The sequence below is a fragment of the Pseudomonas sp. IT-P294 genome (genome assembly GCF_949767865.1).
GTDB lineage: Bacteria > Pseudomonadota > Gammaproteobacteria > Pseudomonadales > Pseudomonadaceae > Aquipseudomonas.
Map to the genome: position 1 here is coordinate 705,582 of NZ_CATKQW010000022.1, position 17,373 is coordinate 722,954.

The 17,373-nt window shown below is 60.2% G+C and carries 14 protein-coding genes; 2 read left to right on the forward strand and 12 right to left on the reverse strand.

All coding sequences use genetic code 11. The features are described from left to right. Positions 1–84 precede the first annotated feature (84 nt). The 9 genes from ACM6I0_RS18390 to ACM6I0_RS18430 form a co-directional block, all read right to left on the reverse strand. A complete protein-coding gene (locus ACM6I0_RS18390) occupies positions 85–714 on the reverse strand; it encodes a glutathione S-transferase (RefSeq protein WP_414922961.1) in 630 nt (209 codons plus the stop codon). A 185-nt stretch (positions 715–899) separates the two neighbouring features. Further along, the gene (locus ACM6I0_RS18395) at positions 900–2,204 is read right to left on the reverse strand and encodes an MFS transporter (protein WP_285432681.1); all 1,305 of its coding nucleotides are present in this window, start codon (positions 2,202–2,204) and stop codon (positions 900–902) included. A 272-nt stretch (positions 2,205–2,476) separates the two neighbouring features. Beyond that, positions 2,477–2,656: a hypothetical protein gene (locus ACM6I0_RS18400; RefSeq protein WP_010467072.1), complete on the reverse strand. Its 180-nt coding sequence runs from the start codon at positions 2,654–2,656 to the stop codon at positions 2,477–2,479. Further along, the gene (locus ACM6I0_RS18405) at positions 2,653–3,783 is read right to left on the reverse strand and encodes a PepSY-associated TM helix domain-containing protein (protein WP_414922962.1); all 1,131 of its coding nucleotides are present in this window, start codon (positions 3,781–3,783) and stop codon (positions 2,653–2,655) included. Before ACM6I0_RS18405 ends, ACM6I0_RS18400 begins: the two co-directional genes overlap by 4 nt. A 72-nt stretch (positions 3,784–3,855) precedes the next feature. After that, positions 3,856–6,282 carry a TonB-dependent siderophore receptor gene (locus ACM6I0_RS18410; RefSeq protein WP_414922963.1) on the reverse strand — a complete coding sequence of 809 codons (2,427 nt, stop codon included), beginning with the start codon at positions 6,280–6,282 and terminating at the stop codon, positions 3,856–3,858. 246 nt (positions 6,283–6,528) lie between these two features. Further along, the gene (locus tag ACM6I0_RS18415) at positions 6,529–7,500 is read right to left on the reverse strand and encodes a FecR domain-containing protein (RefSeq protein ID WP_414922964.1); all 972 of its coding nucleotides are present in this window, start codon (positions 7,498–7,500) and stop codon (positions 6,529–6,531) included. After that, positions 7,497–8,015: an RNA polymerase sigma factor gene (locus ACM6I0_RS18420; RefSeq protein ID WP_414922965.1), complete on the reverse strand. Its 519-nt coding sequence runs from the start codon at positions 8,013–8,015 to the stop codon at positions 7,497–7,499. The genes ACM6I0_RS18415 and ACM6I0_RS18420 overlap by 4 nt, the downstream gene beginning before the upstream one ends. A 229-nt stretch (positions 8,016–8,244) precedes the next feature. Further along, the gene (locus ACM6I0_RS18425) at positions 8,245–8,952 is read right to left on the reverse strand and encodes a PolC-type DNA polymerase III (RefSeq protein ID WP_285432675.1); all 708 of its coding nucleotides are present in this window, start codon (positions 8,950–8,952) and stop codon (positions 8,245–8,247) included. Next, on the reverse strand, positions 8,949–10,883 hold the full coding sequence (locus ACM6I0_RS18430) for a putative nucleotidyltransferase substrate binding domain-containing protein (protein WP_414922966.1): 1,935 nt from the start codon (positions 10,881–10,883) through the stop codon (positions 8,949–8,951). Before ACM6I0_RS18430 ends, ACM6I0_RS18425 begins: the two co-directional genes overlap by 4 nt. A gap of 261 nt (positions 10,884–11,144) precedes the next feature. On the opposite strand from ACM6I0_RS18430, the gene ACM6I0_RS18435 reads away from it, so the two are divergent. Next, positions 11,145–11,609, forward strand: coding sequence for a response regulator (locus tag ACM6I0_RS18435; RefSeq protein ID WP_285432673.1), 465 nt, complete (start codon positions 11,145–11,147; stop codon positions 11,607–11,609). Between the two features lie 58 nt (positions 11,610–11,667). On the opposite strand, the gene ACM6I0_RS18440 is transcribed toward ACM6I0_RS18435, so the two are convergent. Next, positions 11,668–13,845 (reverse strand): malate synthase G, encoded by a 2,178-nt coding sequence (locus ACM6I0_RS18440; RefSeq protein ID WP_285432672.1) that lies wholly within the window; start codon positions 13,843–13,845, stop codon positions 11,668–11,670. A 546-nt stretch (positions 13,846–14,391) separates the two neighbouring features. Between ACM6I0_RS18440 and ACM6I0_RS18445 the strand changes: the two genes are divergently transcribed. Next, a complete protein-coding gene (locus tag ACM6I0_RS18445) occupies positions 14,392–14,910 on the forward strand; it encodes a glycine cleavage system protein R (RefSeq protein ID WP_285432671.1) in 519 nt (172 codons plus the stop codon). A gap of 215 nt (positions 14,911–15,125) precedes the next feature. On the opposite strand, the gene rarD is transcribed toward ACM6I0_RS18445, so the two are convergent. Both rarD and ACM6I0_RS18455 read right to left on the reverse strand, forming a co-directional pair. Then, positions 15,126–16,013 carry an EamA family transporter RarD gene (gene rarD / locus ACM6I0_RS18450; RefSeq protein WP_285432670.1) on the reverse strand — a complete coding sequence of 296 codons (888 nt, stop codon included), beginning with the start codon at positions 16,011–16,013 and terminating at the stop codon, positions 15,126–15,128. A 202-nt stretch (positions 16,014–16,215) separates the two neighbouring features. Then, positions 16,216–17,190 (reverse strand): serine/threonine protein kinase, encoded by a 975-nt coding sequence (locus ACM6I0_RS18455; protein ID WP_222588735.1) that lies wholly within the window; start codon positions 17,188–17,190, stop codon positions 16,216–16,218. Between the last annotated feature and the right edge of the window lie 183 nt (positions 17,191–17,373).

Sequence of the window (17,373 nt, forward strand, 5' to 3'; positions counted from 1 at the left end):
CAACTGTCAGATGCGCGGGGTGTGGCCGCCGATGCGTGTGGGAGCGGGCTTGCCCGCGATGAAGCCGGGACAGCCGGCGAAGCTCTAAACCTTCGGCATCGTCGCCAACATCGAAGGCCGCTGACTCACCTCAAAATACCAGGCCGCCAACTGCGGATTCGCTTCGCGCCACGCCAAGTCTGGGTGGCGCAAGTCGAGGTAACCCAACGCACACGCCACGCTGATCGCCGCCACATCGAAATGGCTGGTCAGTTCGGCAATCGCGTCTTTCTCCAGCAATGCCAGGGCACGCCGGATCTTGTCGCGCTGGCCATCGAGCCACGCATCCCAGTGTTTCTCCGGCGGGCGCAGGGCGACTTCGTAACGAACCATCACCGAAGCGTCCATGATCCCGTCGGCCAGGGAGGCGAGGGTCAGACGCCGCCAGCGGGCCGATCCGTCGCGAGGAATCAGCGGATTGCCGACGTGTTGATGATCGAGGTAATCGAGGATGACTCGGCTGTCATGGATGACGTTGCCGTCGGCCAGACGCAAGGCCGGAATCTTGCCCAGCGGGTTGTCTTCATTCAGGGCCGGGTCCGGGCTCACCGGTGTCAGCACGCAGTCCTGCAATGCCACGCGGTCGGTCTGACCGGTTTCGTGCAGCAGCACCATGACTTTGCGAACGAAGGGCGATAAAGAATTGTGGAACAGGGTCATGCTGGGGGCGGACATGGCAGCATCTCGGTGTGGGGCAGTGCCGGGCAGCATAGCGCGTTAAAGCGATAGCTCAAGATGAGCAGCGAACGCAAATCCCCCTGTGGGAGCGAGCTTGCTCGCGATGAGGTCGTTACATTCAGCACTCATGTTGAATGTCAGGTCGCCATCGCGAGCAAGCTCGATCCCATAGGTTTTGCGATTTAGCTGACCGGTTGCAGCGTCTGCGATCCCGCCTGCGGACCCGAAGCAGCCTGCTGTGGTTTCAGTTCGCGGGCGACGGTCCAGACGATGAACGCGGCCACGATGTCGAAAATCGCCAGCACCACGAACAGCGGGCTGTAACCGATCTTGGTCACCATCACGCCGAACACCATGGTGAAGGCGGCAGCGCCCAGGTAGCCGAACATCCCGCCCATGCCGGTGGCCGTGGCCACTTCATTCTTGCCGAACGAGTCGGAGGTGATCGCATACAGCGCACCGGACAATGTCTGGTGAGCGAAGCCGCCGACGCACAGCAGCGCGATCGCGGTGTAGGGGCTGGCCACCAGGCCGATGCAGGCCGGGCCGATCATGCAGGAGGCACCGAACAGCAGGACCATTTTGCGCGAGGTGAACAACGATACTTTGCAGTGCTTGTGGAACAACGGGCTCAGGTAACCGCCCAGGACGCAGCCAAGGTCGGCGGCCAGAAACGGCAGCCAGGCGAACATCGCGATCTCTTTGATGTTCATGTGCCGTTCGGTCATCAGGTACAGCGGGATCCAGGCGTTGAACGTCTGCCAGGCGGGCTCGGAGAGCATCCGCGCACTGGCGATGGCGTAGAAGTTGCGGCTGCCGATGATCTTCTTCCAGCTGCCCTTTTTCGTGGTCGGGTCTTTGAAGTGATCTTCCTGGCCACTGAGGATGTAATCGCGTTCTTCATCACTCAGGCGTTTTTGATCGCGTGGATGTTTGTAGAGGATCAGCCAGAGAAAGCTCCAGACAATGCCCAGCCCCCCGACGATCAGGAATGCCAGCTCCCAGCCACTGTGCAGAATCGCCCAAACCACCAGCGGCGGCGCCAGCAGTGCGCCGATCGAAGAGCCGATGTTGAACCAGCCAATTGCAACCGAACGCTCCTTGGCCGGAAACCATTCGGTCGAGGCTTTGACCGCTGCCGGCAAACCGGCCGCTTCCGTCAGGCCCAGCAGGCCCCGAACAAACGCCAGCCCTTGCCAGCCTGACGCCATTGCCGCTGCCGCACAGGCAATCGACCAGGCGAAGGCGAAGATTGCAAAGCCCATTTTGGTGCCGATGGCATCGATGATGTAGCCCGCCACCGGTTGCATTAGCGCGTAGCAAACCTGCCATGCAACCACGATGTGCGAGTACTGCTCGGTGGAGATGTTCATTTCGCTCATCAGGGTCGGAGCGGCCACTGAGAGGGTATTGCGAGCCAGGTAGTTGACCATCAGGCCGGCTGTCACCAGGCCGACCATCCACCAGCGGATGCCTTTGACTTTCATTGCTTCACCATGATTATTTTTGGATTTTGGTGTTAAACAAGGTTTGTTGTAGGTTGTCGTACAACATGCGTCTTTATAGAAGTGCAAGGGCGAAACTGTCAATAAATATGTCAAAGAATTTGCGGGCTAAGGCGACAGGCGGGGGAATGATGTCGTCGTATGACCGAAGGGTTTATTCCGATTGTGGGAGCGAGCCTGCTCGCGATGGGATCGCCGCGGACTGATTGAAAGACTCGTCGGCCTCATCGCGAGCAAGCTCGCTCCCACAAGGATCAGCGGCGTTGCAGCAGACCGCGCAGGGCGAGGACAGCGGGGACGCCCAGGCCAAGCCAGCTCAAGGCGTCCCACACGCCGTCACCCAGCAGCGCGGCGAATAACCCCGCGGCGCTGAGCAGGGCGATGACGGTAGGCGTGGCAAACACCTTCCAGAAGTTCGACTGCCTTGGCCTCATGCCTGAGCTCCCGCTTGTTCAAGCACCGGTTTCGCCGCTTTGCGCCGCACCACCCACAGATAAACCCCGCTGCCGAGGACAACGATGGTCAGCCCGTCCAGGGTCGCCCAGAGGATTTTCATCGGCATACCGCCGTAGTCACCGAAGTGCAGCGGTTGCGACATGCCCATGGCGTCCATGTACCACGGTCGTTCGGCCACCGCTGTGACTTGCAGGGTGCTGGCGTCGATCAGCACCGGGGTCAGCAGGTGCGATGTCAGGTGGGTGCTGCCTTTCATGAACACCGCGTAATGGTGCTCGCTGGAAAATCGGGTGCCGGGGAAGGCGATGAAGTCAGGTGTCATGCCCGGTGCGACTTCCTTGGCGATGTCGAGCAAACGGGTCGCGGGCGCCAATTGCGTCAGCGGCGGTGCGTCCCGGTACGGTGCGACCATCGCGCTCAGGCTGTCGTTGCGCCAAGCGGCGATCAGCAGATCGGCGCAGGCACTGATGACCCCGGTCACACCCACGACCAACGCCCACGTCAGGGTGACCACGCCGATCAGGTTATGCAGGTCGAGCCAGCGCAGGCGAGTCGACTTGTCCTGGCGCACAGTGGCGAATTTCAAGCGGCGCATGAACGGCAGGTACAGCACCGTTCCGGAAATAATCGCGGCGACAAACATCAGCCCCATGAACGCGAGCAGCAACTTGCCCGGCAGTCCGGCAAACATGTCCACGTGCAGGCGCAGCATCACCATCATGAAACCGCCATTGGCCGACGGCATTTCCAGCGCTTCACCGGTACGGGCGTCGAGCATGAAGGTGTGCGACGAGTTCGGCTCGGTACCGGCAGTGGCCGCCATGATGGTGATTGCAGCGTTGGGCTCGTCTTCGTCAAAGCCGAAATATTGCATGACGTCGCCAGGGCGATGTTTTTCAGCCGCCTGCACCAACTGCTGCAGATTCAGCTGCGGTGTGTCTGCCGGCATCTGCTTCAATTGCGCAGCATCGCCCAGCAGGTGATCGATCTCATGGTGAAAGATCAGCGGCAGGCCGGTCAGCGCCAGCATCAGCAGAAATACCGTGCAGATCAGGCTGGTCCAGGTGTGGACGCAGGACCAGCGGCGAATCGTTTTGCTTTTCATCTCATGGCCTTCAGAAATACCAAAGCCGTCCCATGGGGGACGGCTCGGTCTTGGGCGTGACAAATCAGGTCATTACCACTTGTAGGTCGCACTGGCGACGACACTGCGCTGGTCGCCGTAGTAGCAGTAGAAACTGTCACAGGTGGAGATGTAGTCCTTGTCCAACAGGTTGGTCGCGTTGAGGGCCAGCGATGCGCCTTTCAGGCTGTTGTCCAGACGACCGAGGTCGTAATGCACCGCGGCGTCGAACACGGTGTAGGCGTCGGCCTTGCCCAGGAAGGTGTTGGCCTGGTCGCCATAGGTGTTGCCGGTATAGCGGGCGCCGGCACCGAGGCCGAAGCCGTCGAGCACGCCGTTGTGCCAGGTGTAATCGGCCCACAGCGACGCTTGCTGGTTAGGTATCAGTTGCAGGCGATTGCCTTTGAAATCGCCGTTTTGCACTTCGGACTTGGCCAGGGTGTAGGCGGCGATGATTTTCAGGTTGTCGGTCACATCGGACACCGCTTCCAGCTCCAGGCCCTTGACCTTCACTTCGCCGGTCTGGCTGGTGATCGGCGTGGCGCCGACGGTGGTGGTGACGGAAACGTTTTTCTGGGTCAGGTCATACACCGCCGCGCTGAGCAGGGTTTTGCTGCCCGGTGGCTGGTATTTCACGCCCAGCTCCCACTGCTTGCCCTCGGTTGGCTTGAAAGATTCGGTGGACGAGGCCAGGGCGCCGGTGGTTGGCTGGAAGGATTCGGCATAGGACAGGTACGGCACAAAGCCCGAGTCAAACACATAGCTGATCGCCGCGTTGCCGCTGAAGGCCTTGTCGCGCTCGGTGTTGGTGGCGTCGCCCTTGTTGAAGAATGTTGTGCCGGTGTGCACCCAGTCCTCACGGCCGCCGAGGGTCAGGCGCCAGTTATCGAGGGCCATCTGGTCCTGCACGTACACGCCCGTCTGGTGGGTTTTTTGGTCGTAGTCGTAGAACGCGGAGGAACGCGGTGGACGAACGATTGGCTGGCCATAAATTGGGTTGTTGACGTTGGTGATCAGCCCGTCACCGAAAATCGAGGTGTAGTTGGTGTTGCTGCGTTGGTGGTCGAGACCGAGCAGCAGGGTGTGGCGCACATCGCCGGTGACAAAGTCAGCCTGGAAATTGTTATCCACGGCGAACTGGCTGATGTCTTCGTCGACGGTGGTGCTGGTGCGCCCGACGTTTCCTTGATTATCCACCTGCGTAAACGGGTAAGAGCCGACGGTGAGTGCCTGGAACGACAGGTCCGATTTGGTGTAACGCAGGTTCTGCCTGAATTGCCAGACATCGTTCAGGCGATGCTCGAACGCATAACCCAGCGCGTAGTAGGTGCGGTCGTAGAATTCCCAATCCGGATCGCCCAGGTTCTTGTGATGAGACACTTTGCCAAACGGCATGTCGATCTTGGTGCCCTGCACCGGCAGGAACTGGCTGGTGATGCCGGTATCGTCGCGGGTGAATTGCGTGAGCAGGGTGAACGAGGTGTCGTCGTCGATGTTCCAGGTCAGGCTCGGCGCAATGTTGTAGCGCTTGTTGTCGACGTGGTCGATCTGCGTGCCACTGTCGCGCACCACACCGCTCAGGCTGTAGAGAAACTGGCCTGCGTCGTCGATCTTGCCGGTGCTGGCGAAGTTGATCTGGCGCTGGTTGTCGCTGCCGTATTGCAGCTCGATCTCATGGCTGTCTTGCGCGGTGGGACGGCGGCTGACCATGTCCAGCAAGCCGCCCGGCGGGGTCTGGCCGTACACCGATGAAGCCGGGCCGCGCAGCAGGGCGAGGCGCTCGAGGTTCCAGGTTTCCTGTTTCGGGTTGGCATACACGCCTTTGGGCAGTGGCAAGCCGTCCAGGAACTGAGTCGGTTCGAAACCACGCACGCGCAACCAGTCGGCGCGGGTGTCACTGCCGTAGCTGCTGGCGACGATGCCGGGCATGTAGCGCACGGCGTCATCGAGGTTCTGCACGTTGCGATCGTCCATCTGCTGACGGGTGGCAATCGAAATCGAGCGTGGTGCTTCGACCAGCGCGGTGTCGGTCTTGGTGCCAGCGGCGGTGCGGGTCGCCAGGTAGCCGTCCACCGGACCCCAGGCACTTTCGGTGTTTTCGATGCCGATGACGGCGGTTTCCGGCAGGGCCAGCACGCCCTCGGGAATGGCGACCAAACTGTAGGTGCCAGCGCTGCTTTGTTCCAGTTGCAGACCGCTGCCACGCAAGGCTTCACGCAGCGCGCCGGCGGCGTCGAACTGACCCTTCACCGGTGCCGAGGACTTGCCCGCCGCCAGCGATGGATTCAACGACAGCGCCAGGCCGGCCTGGCTGGCGATCTGATTCAGGGTGTTGGCCAATGGCGCCGCCGGCAGGTCGTAGGCGCGAACGCTGGACGCCTGTTCTGCGGCGATCAGCGGGCTGCTGGCCAGAGGGGCGCAAAGGGCAATGGCGACTGCCAGCAAGCTGGGACGCAACAGGGTGTCGAGCGAACGGGACATACAGCGGCTCATGAATGGAAATATTTCTCAATTGCCTAGGTGCCGCACGAGATTCCAAAAGTGATAGGGCTGGATGAAAATAATTTCTATTCATCAATTGCGGTGTGAGGCTGATGATCGTTCCCACGCTCTGCGTGGGAATGCCTCAATGGACGCTCTGCGTCCGCTTCGGCATGTGACGCGGAGCGTCACGGGCTGCATTCCCACGCAGAGCGTGGGAACGATCATCATCAGGCGCAACAGCTCTCAGGGCCGGGTGTCAGCCTTCGCCACCGTCACCCACCACGGCGTGTGCTGTTCGATCTGCACCGGCAAGGTCGGCAGCAGTGCATTCAGGGCCTTGTCCGTATCGTGCAGTGGGAAGCTGCCGGTGATTCGCAGGTCGGCGATCTCCGGGGCCAGCCCCAGATGCCCGCGACGGTAGCGAGCGAGTTCACGCACCAGGTCTTCCAGCCGCGCGTTGTCCACCACCAGCATGCCGCGAGTCCAGGCATCGGCACCGAGGTTGAGCGCGGTGATCGGCCCCAGGCCATTGCCGCGCATCAACACTTGCTGGCCCTCACGCAGAATCTGCTCTTCGGAACTTGATTGCGGATGCGCGGCCACCGCTGACTGCAGCACGCTCAATCGCGTGCCGTCATCTTCGCGCCGGACGAGGAAGCGAGTGCCGAGTGCGCGCAGGCTGCCTTCGCGGGTCTCGACGATAAATGGCCGGGCATCGCCATGACCGGTCTCGACGAGAATTTCCCCTTCCTGAAGGACGATCAGCCGCTGCTTTTCATCGAAGCGCACGTCGATGGCGCTGTGGGTGTTGAGGTTGATCAGCGTGCCGTCAGTCAGGCGCAGGGTGCGTTGCTCGCCGGTGGCGGTGCGTTGGTCGGCCAGCCAATAGTCGATGGGCAGAAAACGATCACCGGCGAATAGCGCCAATCCGATCACTGCAACAAGGCTGGCCACGCCGCTGCCCAGTTTGCGAACCCGGCGGCGAATGCTTTCGCGCGACTGCAACAGTGCCGTGCGGGCCGGGCCGCTGGCGACGCTGAAACGCTGGTCGAGCATGCCCAGTTGGTGCCACGCACGAGCATGTTCTTCGTGGGCAGCGTGCCATTTGGCGAACTCTTCGCGCTCCACCGGGTTGCCGGAATCGAGGGACAATTGCCAGGCAATCGCCGCGTCCAGCACATGGGCGGACACCGGTTTGGAACTGACCGGATTCATACCGGTTCACCGTACAACGCGATGTAGCACTGACGAATGCCTTGGGCCAGGTACTGACGAACCCGAGGCACCGACACGCCCAGGCGTTCGGCGATGTCGGCATGGCCAAGGCCGTCGAGACGGTTAAAGAGAAACGCTGCCCGCGCCTTGCTCGACAGTTTGCCGAGCAGGCGGTCGATGTTTTTCAGGTCTTCGAGAATCAGCAGCTGTTCTTCCACCGACGGTTGCTCGCTTTCGGGGATCAGCATCAATTCGGTGAGGTAGGCCTGTTCCAGCGCAGCGCGGCGGAAGTAGTCGAACAGCAAGCCTTTGGCGATCGCCACCAGAAACGCCCGCGGTTCGCGAGGTTCCTTCAGCTCATCACGGCCCAGCAACCGCACGAAGGTGTCCTGGCTCAGGTCTTCGGCCCGTTGCGGACAGGCCACGTTGCGTCGTAGCCAGGCCAAGAGCCAACCGCGATGGTCGCGATATAACGCACCAACGAGCTCACTCTGAGGGCTTTGGACTGACGACACGCGGCATCACCGATTGGGAAGTATTAACTAACGAGAATTATTCGCGATTGTGGCAGAGGCGGGGGAGGTAAGCAATTGGCCACTGGTCAGGTGGACCGCGTTATCGGTCATCGCGGCGGTGCGGCGATCCGACAAGCCACGCGTTGTGTCGACCGCAAAATTGGCGAACGACACAATCTCCCTGTGGGCGCGGGCTTGCCGCGAAGGGGCTGGAACAGGCACAGACAATCTAAAAGGAAGGCGCGCGCTGCCGACGTTTCCACTGATTCACCCGCTGCTGCAAATTCAGCGGACTGTGAATCTGCTGCTGCCGCGCCCGGCTGAACAAAATCAACGCCAGCTCGGCAGTGGCCAGCGCATCGGCGCTGGCGTTGTGGCGTTCGAAGACTTCCAGCTTGAACCAGTCGATCCAGTCATCCAGCCCGGCGTCGCGAATGTGCGCCTGAGGGCACAGCAGCGGTGCGATGTCCGCCACATCCAGAAACGGATGTTGCAACTTGTAGCCCAGATGGTCTTTGAGCGCGCGCCCGAGCATGTGCTGATCGAACGGCGCATGAAACGCCAGGACGGGACTGTCACCGACGAACTCCATGAAATCGAGCAGCGCCTGCGCCGGATCGCTGCCAGCGGCAATCGCGCTGGGCCCCAGGCCATGAATCAACACGCTGGGGGCCAGTTTCAGGTCGGCGCATTGCAGCGTGCGTTCGAACTGCTGGCTGAAATCAATCGCCCCGTCCTCAATCACCACTGCACCGATGGACAGCACGCGATCCTTGTTCAGGTTCAACCCGGTGGTTTCCAGATCCAGCACCACCCAGCGTTGCTCGCGCAGGCTGCACTCACCGAGCTCCCGGGCCGAAGGCAACCGTTGCAGGCGTTGCTGAAGTTCTCCGGGAAGGCTTGGACCCGCCGGACGCAGCCATGAAAACAGGCTCATAGCTGATACCGCAGGGCCAGGCTGCTTTGCAGGCGTTGAGCCTGACGCAGGGATTCACGCAGGATCCGTCGGTCCAGATGATTGAGGCTGTCCGGGTCGACACGGTTGGAGTAGGGCAAGTTCTCCCGGGTTTGCAACTGATGCTGTTGCATACGGGTTTGCTGGATGAAGTGGTAAGCCTCTTCATAGGCCGCGCCGTCCAGTCGTTCGATGACTTCCTTGGCGACCAATTGGCGAAAACGCTCCAGGGTATTGTTCGCCTCGATGCCGTGGGCCAATGCCAGCAATCGGGCGGCATCAACGAAGGGCGTCAGCCCTTGGACTTTCAAGTCCAGCGTGGCTTTCTCGCCATTCTTGCGCGCCAGCACAAACTCGCGGAAACGTCCTACCGGCGGCCGGTTGCGCAACGCATTCTCGGCCATCATCCGCTGAAACAATCGATTGTCGCTGACCTGGTCGAGAATCCCTTTGCGCAATTGCTCGCAACCTTGCTCATCGCCCCAGATCACGCGCAGGTCGAAATAAATGCTCGACCCCAGCAGGTTCTCCGGTGTCGCTTCGCGGATAAAGGCTGCAAAACGCCGTGCCCATTCAGCACGCGACAAACACAACTCGGGGTTGCCGGCCATGATGTTGCCTTTGCACAACGTGAAGCCACACAGCGCCAGGCTTTGGTTGATCTGCTGGGCGATGGGCAGCAATTTGCCACGAATCTCCGCCGCGTGAGCCGCGTCCCGGGCTTCGAACAGGATGCCGTTGTCCTGGTCGGTGTGTAACGTCTGTTCGCGACGGCCTTCACTGCCAAAGCACAGCCAACTGAACGGCACACCCGGGTCGCCTTTTTCCGCGAGGGTCAGTTCGATCACCCGGCAAACGGTATGGTCGTTGAGCAGGGTAATGATGTGAGTGATCTGGGTCGACGAGGCGCCGTGCGCCAGCATGCGCTCGACCAATTGACCGATCTCGCCGCGCAGCGCCACCAGGTTTTCCACTTTCTGGGCACTGCGAATGGTCCGCGCCAGGTGCACCAGATCCACCCGTTGCAGGGAAAACAGATCCCGCTCGGACACCACGCCGCAGAGGCGATGGTCTTTCACCAGACAGACGTGGGCGATGTGCCGTTCGGTCATGGCGATCGCCGCATCGAAGGCACTGTGGTCCGGCGTCAGGAAAAACGGCGCGCGGGTCATGTGGTGCTCGATGGCCTCGTTGAAGTCATTGATACCGTCGGCCACTACATGACGCAGGTCGCGCAGGGTGAAAATGCCCAACGGCGCTTTATGCTCGTCGACGATCACGATGCTGCCGACCTGTTGCTCGTGCATCAGGGTCACGGCTTCACGCAACGGCGTGGCGCAACCACAGGTTACCGGGTGACGCATGGCCAATTCGCCCAGGCGTGTGTTCAGCGAGTATTGAGTGCCGAGGGTTTCCACGGCTTTTTGTTGAACCTGCTGGTTGATCTGATCGAGCAGGCTGCTGACGCCGCGTAAGGCAAAGTCGCGAAACGTGTGGGAAAGCGCGAACAGTTTGATGAACGCCAGCTTGTTCAGCTGCAGGCAAAAGGTGTCTTCGGCGGCCAGGTGTTCGGTGCGGGTCGCACGCTCACCCAGCAGCGCGGCGAGGGGGAAGCACTCGCCGGTGGTGATTTCAAACGTGGTCTCGGTGCCACCCTTGGCCGTGTGCGGGCGTTCACCCACGACCCGGCCTTGCTTGACGATGTAGAAATGCTCAACCGGCCCATCGGCGGGTTTGATGATGCTTTCGCCCGGGGCATAAAAACGTAGCTGACATTGTTCAACCAGGTACGCCAGGTGAGCGTGTTCCATCTGATTGAAGGGCGGGAAGCGCTGGAGAAATTGCAAAGTGCCCTGGATGTTCTGCAACACCGCGGTTTTCCCTGCCTGTGTGAAGGCGTCCGCTTTACTCATAACCTATTACCGCAGTCTTTTTTTGAATTGTTGTGGTGGGGTGACTCCGTCATGGTCGGCCCCTGCGCGCAGAGTGCCCATTGGACGTAAGTCTAGGTAGGCAGTACGGGTGTCGGAAGTTAGGAAATGTCTGACGCAAATACGGGAAAAACCCCCTACATTGGCTATAGGAAAAGTTTCCGACGAAGTGCACATTGAAGGTCTGCTTAGCGATGTCTGACGAAAGTGCTAGGGGATTGAATCGAAATCGTAGAGAAAGCCATGTCCGACCACGATATTTTGAGTGACGCCGAGCGCGAGGCGCTGAGTGCCGTCATGCTGGAACCCGATTTGCCGCCACAGCGAGTGCTGATCGTCGATGACGATAAGGACGCGCGGGAGTTGCTTTCGGAGATTCTCGCGCTGGATGGCATCCGTTGCATGACGGCAGCAAGTGGCGAAGCAGCCCTCAAGATGTTGAGCGAGAAACCAGCGATTGGCCTGGTCATCACTGACTTGCGCATGGGGCATATCGATGGCCTGGACCTGATCCGCCAGGTTCGTGAGTCGGTTCGGGCGGCCATGCCGTTCATCATTGTTTCCGGTGACGCTGACGTCAAAGACGCAATCGCCGCGATGCATTTAAGCGTGGTCGACTTCCTGCTCAAACCTGTCGATACCGGCAAGCTGTTGGCGCTGGTCAAGCATGAGTTGGGATTAGGAATGGAAGTGCAGGACCCGATTTGAAATAAAAAGGCCCTGATCTTGCGATCAGGGCCTTTTTTTGTCCGGCGTCAGCGTTCAGTTACAGGCCATTGGCAGCCTTGAACTCGCGGCGACGACGGTGCAGAACCGGCTCGGTGTAGCCGTTCGGTTGTTTGGTGCCCTCAACCACCAGTTCGACCGCTGCCTGGAAGGCAATGTTGCTGTCGAAGTTCGGTGCCAGCGGACGGTACAGCGCGTCATTGGCGTTCTGACGGTCAACCACCGGCGCCATGCGCTTGAGGCTTTCCATCACTTGCGCTTCGGTGACGATGCCGTGACGCAGCCAGTTGGCGATGTGCTGGCTGGAAATACGCAGCGTCGCACGGTCTTCCATCAGGCCGACGTCGTTGATGTCTGGCACTTTCGAGCAACCCACGCCCTGATCGATCCAGCGCACCACGTAACCGAGAATGCCCTGGGCGTTGTTGTCCAGTTCGTTCTTGATCTGCTCTGGCGTCCAGTTCGGGTTGACGGCCAGCGGGATGGTCAGGATGTCGTCCACCGAAGCGCGCGCACGTTTGGCCAGTTCGGCCTGACGCGCGAACACGTCGACCTTGTGGTAATGCAGCGCGTGCAGCGCGGCGGCGGTTGGCGATGGAACCCAGGCGGTGTTGGCGCCGGCCAGCGGGTGAGCGATTTTCTGTTCGAGCATCGCGGCCATCAGGTCGGGCATTGCCCACATGCCTTTACCGATCTGGGCGCGACCTTGCAGGCCGGTGCTCAAGCCGATATCGACGTTCCAGTTCTCGTAGGCACCGATCCACTTCTCGGCCTTCATGTCAGCCTTGCGCACCATCGGGCCGGCTTCCATTGAGGTGTGGATTTCATCGCCCGTACGGTCGAGGAAACCGGTGTTGATGAATACCACGCGCTCGCTCGCGGCCTTGATGCATGCCTTGAGGTTGACCGTGGTGCGGCGCTCCTCGTCCATGATCCCGACTTTCAGCGTGTTGCGTGGCAGACCGAGGACTTCTTCGATGCGACCGAACAGCTCGTTGGTGAACGCCGCTTCTTCCGGACCGTGCATCTTCGGTTTCACGATATAGACCGAGCCGGTACGGCTGTTCTTGCGCGAGCTGTTGCCATTGAGGCTGTGAATCGCCGCCAGGCTGGTCACCAGACCGTCGAGAATGCCTTCCGGCACTTCGTTGCCATCTTTATCGAGAATCGCGTCGATGGTCATCAGGTGACCGACGTTGCGCACGAACAGCAGCGAACGACCGTGCAGGCTCAGTTCCTTGCCGTCGACACCGGTGTAGGTGCGGTCGGCGTTCATGGTGCGGGTAAAGGTCTGGCCGCCCTTGGAGACTTCTTCCGACAGATCGCCTTTCATCAGGCCGAGCCAGTTGCGGTAGATCACCACTTTGTCATCGGCATCGACAGCGGCAACGGAGTCTTCGCAGTCCATGATGGTGGTCAGCGCCGCTTCCATCAGGATGTCTTTGACGCCGGCAGCATCGGTCTGGCCGACCGGGGTGCTGGCATCGATCTGGATTTCGAAGTGCAGGCCGTTGTTTTTCAGCAGGATCGCGGTCGGTGCCGAGGCATCGCCGTGGAAACCGATCAGTTGGGCATCGTTGCGCAGGCCGCTGTTGCTGCCGCCTTTAAGGGCGACGACCAGTTTGCCGTCAACGATCTTGTAGCCGGTGGAGTCGACATGGGAGCCGGCCGCCAAGGGCGCCGCTTCGTCGAGGAAGGCGCGGGCGAAGGCGATAACCTTGTCACCACGGACCTTGTTGTAGCCTTTGCCTTTTTCCGCGCCGTCGGCTTCGCTGATGGCGTCGGTGCCGTAGAGCGCGTCATACAGCGAACCCCAGCGGGCGTTCGAGGCATTGAGCGCGAAACGGGCGTTCATGACCGGCACCACGAGTTGCGGACCGGCCATGCGGGCGATTTCGTCGTCGACGTTTTGCGTCGTGACCTGGAAATCGGCCGCTTCTGGCAGCAGATAACCGATGTCTTGCAGGAAGGCTTTATAGGCCACGGCATCGTGCGCCTGACCGGCACGGGATTGGTGCCAGCCATCGATACGAGCCTGGATATCATCGCGTTTGGCGAGTAGGGCTTTGTTCTTCGGGGCCAGGTCATGAATGACCTTGTCGGCACCGGCCCAGAACTTATCGGCGGTGAGGCCGGTACCGGGAATGGCTTCGTTGTTCACGAAGTCGAACAGGACTTTGGCGACCTGCAGGCCACCGACTTGAACGTGTTCAGTCATTGCTTGCCTCACTCTGCTCAGCTATTTCGCTTTTCAGCTCTTCAAATTAACAATGAAGCCTCGGGCTATTTAAACCACAAACCCCTTCCACCAGTACATGCCATTTCGGGCGGCTGGGATGGACCCGATCAACGGCTTTGAGGCCTTGCTGATAGGGCTTTCAGGGATGCGACTGTGCCTGTGGCAGACATCGATCCAACGTTATGTAGTGCGCGCTGCGGCATACTACATGATGAATTGCGGTTGTGAAAATTAGACTAAATACGTCGTTCTGCGACCCCATGACGCATTGCAGTCACGACGGGACACGGGATGTTCTCAAAAAACTATTGGATTGTTCCAGTTAAATATAAAAACTTGTACACGATTTGTTTTCGGCAGGTTTATCTGTGGCGCTCCAATCGCGAGCAGGCTCGCTCCCACAGAATCGCGCAGGCCTTTGTGGGGGCGAGCCTGCTCGCGAAGATGTCCGAGGACTCAGCGCAGGATCAACCCTTGCCTATACTTGGTCATCTATAACAAAAGTCATGACTAGAGGGCTGCTCCATGGATCACCTCGTACTCACTGTTTTCGCTCCGGACAAGCCTGGGCAGGTCGAGCGCATTGCCCAATGCATTGCCGAGCACGGCGGCAACTGGCTGGAGAGCCGCATGTCGCGCATGGCCGGCCAGTTCGCCGGGATTCTTCGCGTGGGCGTGCCGGCCGAGGCCTACGATGAATTGGTCGATGCCCTGAAGGCGCTGTCAGCCCAAGGCATTCGCGTAATGATTGCCGAAAGCAGCATCGAGCAATCCTGCACCTGGAAACCGATTGCCATGGAACTGGTGGGCAATGATCGTCCGGGGATTGTCCGCGACATTACGCGTCTATTGAGCGAGCAGGGGGTGAACCTGGAGCGTCTGGTGACTGAAGTCCGCCCGGCGCCGATGAGCAGCGAGCCGCTGTTCCACGCCGAAGCGATTCTCGCCGTGCCGCTGACCTTGTCTCTGGACGTGTTGCAGTCGCGTCTGGAAACTCTGGCCGACGATCTGATGGTGGAGTTGGTACTGCGTAGCGAAACTTGAGCAGGTTATCCAAGTTATACGTGCACCTGCCTGTGGATAACCTGTAGAGACAGCCCGCCAGGCCAAACGGGCCGGGGCTCTTCAGGAATTGATCAAAAAACCAGCAGTTTCAATAAGTTGCACACAAACGCCGGGGATCACGTTGTGGATAACCTTGGGAAAGAACGATGCAGGCCACGGAGGACGTGGCCTGTAGAGGTTTGTACGTTTTCTGATCAGCTGCGGCGGCGCAGGCTGATCACGGCATCGACGCTGTAAACCGCCAGGCCGGTCCAGATAAAGATGAACGCCAGCAAGGTGCTCGGCGACATTTTTTCGCCAAACAGCAAGACGGCCTGCAGCAGCACCAATGTCGGCGCCACATACTGGAGAAATCCCAGCGTGGTGTAGGGCAAATGCCGTGCGGCGGCGTTGAAACATACCAGCGGCACCAGCGTCACGGGGCCTGCCGCCACCAGCCACCAAGCTTGGGAGGTAGTCCAGAACTCAGGCTGCGCGCTGGTAGCCGTCTGATTGAACAGCAACCAGGCGATGGCAATCGGCACCAGCATCCAGGTTTCCACCACCAGCCCCGGCAATGCCTTGACCGGTGCTTGCTTGCGGATCAATCCGTAGAAACCAAAGGTCAGCGCCAACACCAGTGACACCCACGGCAGAGTGCCGACCTGCCACACCTGTTGCGCCACGCCAATGGCGGCGAGTGCTACCGCCAGCCACTGCATGCGCCGCAGCCGTTCGCCGAGAATCAACATCCCCAGCAGCACATTCACCAGCGGGTTGATGTAGTAACCAAGGCTGGCTTCGAGCATCCGTCCGTTGTTCACCGACCAGACGTAAGTCAGCCAGTTGGCGGCGATCAGTGTCCCGCTCAGGGCCAGGATCGCCAGGCGTTTCGGGTTCTCGCGCAGCTCGCGCCACCAGCCCGGGTGTTTCCAGACCATCAGCAACAAGGTGCCGAACAGCGCGGACCAGAGCACGCGGTGGATGATGATTTCTACGGCCGGCACCGAGGCGATGGCTTTGAAGTAGAGCGGGAAAAGTCCCCAGATGATGTAGGCACTCAGGCCCAGGATGTACCCGCGACGCGGGTTGGCAGCTTGCATGCAGAATCCTTGCTTAGGCAGCTAACAAAGGGGGGATTGTAAGGAGATTTGTCGGCGAATGTCCTGCCTGAACAGGTTGGACAATTGTGAACTTGGAAACTGTGGGAGCGAGCTTGCTCGCGATGGCGGTGTATCAGACAAAAATAAGTTACTGACAGATCGCCATCGCGAGCAAGCTCGCTCCCACAGGGTTTTCGGTGTGTCAAAAAAGCTTCAGCGGTTCTTCATTCAGGGCAGCAAGTTGCTCGCGCAACGCCAACACCTGATCGCCCCAATACCGTTCACTGCCGAACCACGGGAAACTGTGCGGGAACGCCGGGTCATCCCAGCGGCGGGCAAGCCAGGCGCTGTAATGCATCAGGCGTAAGGCCCGCAGCGGCTCGATCAGCGCCAATTCGCGCGGGTCGAAGTCATGAAACTCGTTGTAGCCGTCCATCAATTCCGACAACTGACCGAGACATTCCTGACGATCGCCCGCCAGCATCATCCAGATGTCCTGTACCGCCGGGCCCATGCGGCAGTCGTCGAGGTCGACGATGTGGAACATCTCGTCACGGCACATCATGTTGCCGGGGTGGCAGTCGCCGTGCATGCGGATGTTCTGGTGCGGCGTGGCCTTGTAGACCTCTTCGACTCGCTTGAGCAGGTCGCGGGCCACGGACTCGTAGGCCGGTAGCAGGCTTTTTGGGATGAAATTGCCTTCGAGCAAGGTGGTCAGGGAATCATGACCGAAGTTTTTTACGCCCAGCGCTTCACGATGCTCGAAGGGTTTGGTCGCACCGACCGCGTGCAGTCGTCCCAGCAATTGACCCAGGCGATACAGCTGATCGAGGTTGCCCGGCTCCGGCGCACGGCCGCCACGGCGAGGGAACAGGGTGAAGCGGAAACCGGCGTGTTCGTGAAGGCTGGCGCCGTTGTGAATCATCGGCGCGACCACCGGGACATCGCACTCGGCGAGTTCGAAGGTGAACTGGTGCTCTTCCAGAATCGCTTCGTTGGTCCAGCGCTGCGGACGGTAAAATTTGGCGATCAGCGGCTCGGAGTCTTCGATGCCGACTTGATAGACGCGGTTCTCATAGCTGTTGAGCGCCAAAATGCGCGCGTCGCTAAGAAAGCCGATGCTTTCGACGGCATCGAGCACGAGGTCTGGGGTGAGGGTTGCAAACGGGTGGGCCATGCTGACTCCTGCGCGCAGCAGGCTGCCGCGTCCGGCCAAGCATGGTAGCGCAGACGGGGCTTCTTTAGGGGGTGGGTTGAGATGTGCGGTGTTTGGACTGCCGCCATCGCGGGCAAGCCCGCTCCCACACGGGCCTGTGTTGTGCGCACGATTTGTGACGCAAAGCAGATCCCGGTGGGAGCG

Excerpts from the sequence above, each read along its gene's own strand:
- ACM6I0_RS18400 (WP_010467072.1), bottom strand. The coding sequence starts at position 2,656 with ATGAGGCCAAGGCAGTCGAACTTCTGGAAGGTGTTTGCCACGCCTACC.
- ACM6I0_RS18435 (WP_285432673.1), top strand. The coding sequence starts at position 11,145 with ATGTCCGACCACGATATTTTGAGTGACGCCGAGCGCGAGGCGCTGAGT.
- ACM6I0_RS18390 (WP_414922961.1), bottom strand. The coding sequence starts at position 714 with ATGTCCGCCCCCAGCATGACCCTGTTCCACAATTCTTTATCGCCCTTC.
- ACM6I0_RS18395 (WP_285432681.1), bottom strand. The coding sequence starts at position 2,204 with ATGAAAGTCAAAGGCATCCGCTGGTGGATGGTCGGCCTGGTGACAGCC.
- rarD (WP_285432670.1), bottom strand. The coding sequence starts at position 16,013 with ATGCAAGCTGCCAACCCGCGTCGCGGGTACATCCTGGGCCTGAGTGCC.
- ACM6I0_RS18415 (WP_414922964.1), bottom strand. The coding sequence starts at position 7,500 with ATGAATCCGGTCAGTTCCAAACCGGTGTCCGCCCATGTGCTGGACGCG.
- ACM6I0_RS18410 (WP_414922963.1), bottom strand. The coding sequence starts at position 6,282 with ATGTCCCGTTCGCTCGACACCCTGTTGCGTCCCAGCTTGCTGGCAGTC.
- ACM6I0_RS18455 (WP_222588735.1), bottom strand. The coding sequence starts at position 17,190 with ATGGCCCACCCGTTTGCAACCCTCACCCCAGACCTCGTGCTCGATGCC.
- ACM6I0_RS18405 (WP_414922962.1), bottom strand. The coding sequence starts at position 3,783 with ATGAAAAGCAAAACGATTCGCCGCTGGTCCTGCGTCCACACCTGGACC.
- ACM6I0_RS18430 (WP_414922966.1), bottom strand. The coding sequence starts at position 10,883 with ATGAGTAAAGCGGACGCCTTCACACAGGCAGGGAAAACCGCGGTGTTG.
- ACM6I0_RS18425 (WP_285432675.1), bottom strand. The coding sequence starts at position 8,952 with ATGAGCCTGTTTTCATGGCTGCGTCCGGCGGGTCCAAGCCTTCCCGGA.
- ACM6I0_RS18445 (WP_285432671.1), top strand. The coding sequence starts at position 14,392 with ATGGATCACCTCGTACTCACTGTTTTCGCTCCGGACAAGCCTGGGCAG.
- ACM6I0_RS18440 (WP_285432672.1), bottom strand. The coding sequence starts at position 13,845 with ATGACTGAACACGTTCAAGTCGGTGGCCTGCAGGTCGCCAAAGTCCTG.